This is a genomic window from Pseudomonas sp. TREG-RG-20F-10-E-6-01, from assembly GCF_022662455.1.
In the GTDB taxonomy this organism is placed as follows: Bacteria; Pseudomonadota; Gammaproteobacteria; order Pseudomonadales; family Pseudomonadaceae; genus Aquipseudomonas.
In genome coordinates this window covers 1-5202 of sequence record NZ_JAKNQP010000028.1, presented here as the reverse complement: position 1 = coordinate 5202, position 5202 = coordinate 1, and the positions used below count along the sequence as shown (strand labels likewise).

Sequence of the window (5202 nt, the reverse complement as noted above, 5' to 3'; positions counted from 1 at the left end):
GTGGGCGGAAACAGGGCGTTACTGAAGGCATCGCATATCTTGGTCAGCCCTTTGTCCGCGCCACTCTTGCTCATGGCCAGGCCAACAATCGTGCCCACCACCGCACCCAGTAGGAAGCAGCCGAGGCCGCCGGTGGCCACGGTGATACCGGTGGCCGCAACCACGGCAGCCGTTGCCACGGCAGTGATCGCGATATTGGCCGCCACTTCCAGCACACCGCCGAGGATATCCGCCATCATCGAGGTGTGGGACAGCGCATCGCCCATCCGGGCAGCCCATAACGCGTCAGGCATATAGGCTAAAGACTGTACAAAATATTGTAGAAAGAGGTTTGCTTATCGTTTATCAGTGACAGATCGTGGCCTATTGGAATCTTTTCAAATTGCACTTTAGTAACGGCCATTCGACGCTTGATCACGGCTTCTAGCAGTTTGCCGAATAGCGCATCATCATCGACGAATTTTTTTAGCTTCAGAATCTCTCGTGGGTGGGTTCGCAGGATATAAAAAGCATAATTCATCAAAATAATACTAGAAACGAAAAGGTTTTCGGTTGATTGCAGTGGGTTGACGGTATCGACCAAGGCTTCAAAAGCCTGCTGCCTGTGGTGGGTGTAGGCATACAGGAACACGTCGGGATACATGAGTTCGCTGTAACGATCATTAAAATTTAAGCGATAATTTTTATTGTCCGGCGTAACCAAAAGTTTAACGATGTTTGTCTGGAACGCTTTCAAAGTGCTCAGCAGTGCGTGTTCTTTTCTGGTGTCTGCTTTAATCGTCTTGTATACCACGTTAATCAGGTCCAGCAGTGCTATAGATCCAAAAGCCTCGGTCACCATCAGCAGCTGGTTATCCTTGATACTGAACCTGCGATACACCTCGTCATCGATGCTCAATTCGAAAAGCAGGAACGTGAGCATGTGGTTCCTGAACGCCGCGTCCTCATCGATAGGGCTATTTTTTAGACTGATCAGCTGGATCAGATAGAAGAAAATAAAATAGTCTTTATTAGTGCGTTGACGATTGTCGATGTCCAACAAATGACCAAAACGAGACAGGACGAGTAGAAGGGCATAGCAGTCTGCCTCCGTAAATCCCTGTTTCAACATGGCTTTTTCAAAAGCGCTCGCGGAAAAAAGATCGTGCCAACGGCTCACATAAAGCGTTGTCCCATTGCTTTTCTTGGCGGCAGCGGAGAGTAATAAGGGTTCGTCTTCCTGATAAAAAATAACGCCCAGTGCCTGAGGAACTGGGCGGATATTCAGGAAACTTTCAAGCTTGTATGAAATGAGATTGAAGATATCCATTTTGTCGTTATCCGCAAGTCTTCCACTTTCCGTTCGCCCCTTTTTTCTCGACGCGAAAAGAGGTGATGGTTTTGTTGAATTTGTCGAGTATCCGAAAACCTACACCTTTTGCCTTGGGCTCATTGGTCTTGGAGAGTACGCCATCTTTGAGGCCCGTCTCTTTATAGTCAACGGTAGAAATATCCTTATGGTCGTTGAGCATGCTCACCCCTTCGTTATTGACGGTCGCTACCACGCGATACTCTTCCTTGCCTGGGTTGAACCCAGGATTGCTGTCATGGTTGACCCAGACCGCTTTCTCTCCTCTGATATTCGGAACCAAGCCTCCTTTCCCGCCGTTGGCCGCTTTGGAGGAAACGGTCTCGCTTTTGCCCATATACCGAATAATTTCGTTTTCTTTTAGGCCTAGCGGGTCGATCCAAGTGAATGGGTTTGGCGAATAGCGGTAAAAGTTCAGGCTGCCTGTCAAGCCTATTGGGTCGGGAGTTGTAAAACGTCCCACATCAGGGTCATAAAAGCGGAACGTGTTGTAGTGCAACCCTATTTCCCGGTCCAGATACTGTCCCTGGAAGCGCAGGTTCTGTTCCTCAATGAAGTACGGTTCACGAGGCTCGTCGATGGTATTGCCCCATATTTGATAGTCAGCACGCCACAGCGGGTGCCCGTCACTTTCCGTCAAGGCCTGGGGCAATCCATTGGGATCGTTATGGTAGTAACGAACTCGTTGAGTTTCGTTAACACCGTCGATCCTGGCCAACGGTTCATGACCATTGCCGTTGTAAATATACAGGCTGGTCTGATTATTTTTATGCTCTTGCAGTAACTGCAGACCATCCCAGTCGAAGCGCGTGCGACCAATGAGATGACCTTGACTGTCATGTTCGGTTTTCTCAACTCGTCGGCCCAGAGCGTCATAGCGCATTCTGACCACGCTTTCGCCGCAGGCCTTGCGGGTTCGGACTTCAATCAAACGATGATCGGAGTCGTAACTGAAAGACTGCAAGCCATACTGATTGCTGCGTTTTTCAATCACTCGGCCAAAGCCGTCGTAGCGATAACGTTTATCCTGAAACACCATTAACTGGTTGTTTACCACCCGCCCAGATACATCGGATGTACCGTCAAGGAGGTTGGCTGCCGCGTCGAAGCGCAAGGTCTCATTCTGCGTTGGGCGGCTACTTTGGCTGGCGATGATTCGACCTGTCGCGTCGTAATGCAGCAGTTGGCGTTGCTCACCATTGGGAAGTTGTTCGAGGCGCGCTACCAGGAGATCACTGGCATCAAATTCAAAATAGACTTTATCGTTGGTCGGTATCAGCGACGGTCGACTGGCATGCCGACGTTGGCGCATACGCAAGCGGCCGCTACGGTCATATTCGCTGCGCGTACTGATATCGCCTTGTGTGCGCATCACTTCTCGATGCAGGCGGTCGCGCTCGAAGTCGCTAATCACATGCCCGTCTATGTTTATCTGATGCAGGTGACCACTGCCGTAATACATTCGGTTGATCCAGCGTCCATCAGGCAGCTGTGTCTGGATAAGGTTACCGAGTTCGTCGTAATGATGTTTCAAATGGCCCGCGTAGCTTTGCTCTTCAACGAGATAACCCAGCGCGTCATATGTAAAGCCTAGGCGCTGCTCGTTACCGTCATTATCAATGACGACAGCTTCAATCAATTGGTGCAGCGGGCTGTAGCGGAATCGGTACTGTCCATCAGGTGTGATGCGGGCCGTCAGTCGGCCAATCGCATCTCGCTCCAAATCTTGAATAATCGGTGCTTCGATGGGCGTGTGGTCGCTTCCTGGCGCGGAAGTGGCCTCGACGCGCTTTACGTTATTGAGGGCGTCATAGGTAAATCGTTTAGTGCTGCCATCAAGGTTGCACTGCTCGGTCAGCCGATCCCCGGCGTCCCATGCAAACCGATAGCTTTCACCGTTCTCGTTGACCAGCGCTTGCAACCGCCCATAGCTGTCATACCCAAATTGCACCTGCCGCCCATGGGCATCGGTGCGCTGGCGTACCTGGCCTCGCCGGTTGTGTTGATAGAGCGTGGTGTGCCCGGCGGGATCGGTGTAGCCCACCAACTGCCCGCTGGCGTCGCGCTGATACTGCTCGGTGCGCCCATCCGGTAATTGGCTGCTGAGCAAACGGCCCTGGGCGTCGTAGCTGAACTGCGTGCGTTCACCCAAGGCATCAGTGATGACCTGCAAATAGCCACGGTCGTCGTAGCTGAAACGCGTCGGGTAGCCCGAGCAGTCGATATGCTCGACCAACTGCCCAAACGGGTTCCAGCGCAGTTGTTTGCTTTTGCCAGTGGCATCGATGATTTCCACTGGCTGGCCGTGCGCGTCATAGCGGTAACGGGTGATATAGCCCAGCGGATCGGTCTCGGCGATGCAGTTACCGCGTGGGTCGTAGCGATACTGCCAACTGTTGTCGGCGGCGTCGGTTTCCACCAGCGGCAATGCCCAATGTTCCAGCCACAAGGTCGAATCACTGCGGCCCAGCGGGTCGGTTTCGCCGATCAGGTTGCCGCTCTCGTCGTAGTTGTAGGCATAACGCCCGGCCTGTGGGTCGGTAGCGCTGAGCAACTGACGTTCGTCATTCCACTCAAACAGCCAGGTCTGGCCGAGTTTGTCGCTGTATTGAATGATCTGGTGCTGAGTGTTCCAGTACCGCGTACTCACACGCTGCAGGCCGTCGGTGATGCGCGTAAGACCGGCCTGCAGGTCATAGTCGAACTGGTAAGCGTCGCCCTCATCGGTCCAATGCCTAACCACGCGCCATTCCAGGCCTTCAACCAGTGCCCACTCATAGAAACAGCGCAATCCGGTGGGCAATTGATGTTCCACCATTCGGCGCCCGGCATCGTAGACGAAGCGCCGCTGGACTTGATCTGTTGCATCACGCACTTGCGCGAGATTGCCCGCCGCGTCGTAGCCGTAGCTCACGAGCACTTCGCGACGTTGATCCGGGTAGAGGCGCTCAATATGAGCTACATGACCCTGATCACGGATCAGCTCAACCTGAACCAGATCGAACGTGTCGCGCAGGCGTACCAGACGTCCGGCTTCGTCATAGTCGATATAGATGCGGTTGTCGTTACGATCACCCAGTTGGGTCAGACGCAGTCGCGACGGGTCTGCTGGAGCAGCTTCGAACAAGCGGTACATGCCGTCGTCGCTTTCGATCAGCAACTGCCCATTGAGGTGCCGCCGTACCGCAAGCCCTTCACCGGCGCTGAACACCGCGCCGCCCAACGGAATCGAGCCCATGTCGATGGGCCGGCCCTGCTCGTCGGTATACACGAGCGTTTCGCCGCCCTCGGGATGCGGCTGGATGTCGACGCACACCTCGTAGGCCACGCTCCAACCGGTACCGAACAGGCTACCTTGGCGTTCGTCGCGGCTGTTGTAAAAGCGCTGCCAACCGATCGGCAAAATGCCCGGCAGCACGAAATCCAGTTCCTCGACATCGCCGAGTATCTTCGCACCCGTCGCAGCATGCACCGGGTTCGACGAGCCCATCGCGGCGTTGGCCGCAGCGCCCATCGCGCTGCTGATGGCCATCGAGGTCGCGCCGCTGACCAACATGCACGGTAACTTGCTGAAGAACTTGCCCTTGCCACCCTTGAGCATCAACAGTGCCGTGACCGCCAGGCCGACGCCTGGCGTCTTGCCGCTGCGAATTTCACGCACCACCACCGAACCGCCACCAATGGTCACGTTGGAGGAAATCAGCCCCGACGACACCACCGTCGCATCGCAGGTGCTGCGATCACCGCTGCGCACGGCAGGTTGGCCGTTGATCGTGACCTTTTCCGAACCCTCGGCCAGAAACTGCGGCGGCATTGGCGGGTGCTTCATGCACACCACCAGGTCCAGCGGCTTG

The 5202-nt window shown here is 54.5% G+C and carries 2 protein-coding genes and 1 pseudogene; all 3 read right to left on the bottom strand.

The features are described from left to right. Positions 1-293 (bottom strand): hypothetical protein (locus L8K08_RS30055; RefSeq protein WP_242201977.1); only part of this gene is annotated, 293 nt, incomplete at its 3' end. A gap of 5 nt (positions 294-298) precedes the next feature. After that, on the bottom strand, positions 299-1309 hold the full coding sequence (locus L8K08_RS30050) for a hypothetical protein (protein WP_242201976.1): 1011 nt from the start codon (positions 1307-1309) through the stop codon (positions 299-301). Positions 1310-1712: 403 nt separating this feature from the next. Beyond that, positions 1713-5202, bottom strand: a pseudogene (locus L8K08_RS30045) (RHS repeat-associated core domain-containing protein); the annotation flags it as partial.

Bases quoted from the DNA above. Each gene is read 5' to 3' on its own strand.
- L8K08_RS30050 (WP_242201976.1), bottom strand. From the start codon at position 1,309: ATGGATATCTTCAATCTCATTTCATACAAGCTTGAAAGTTTCCTGAAT.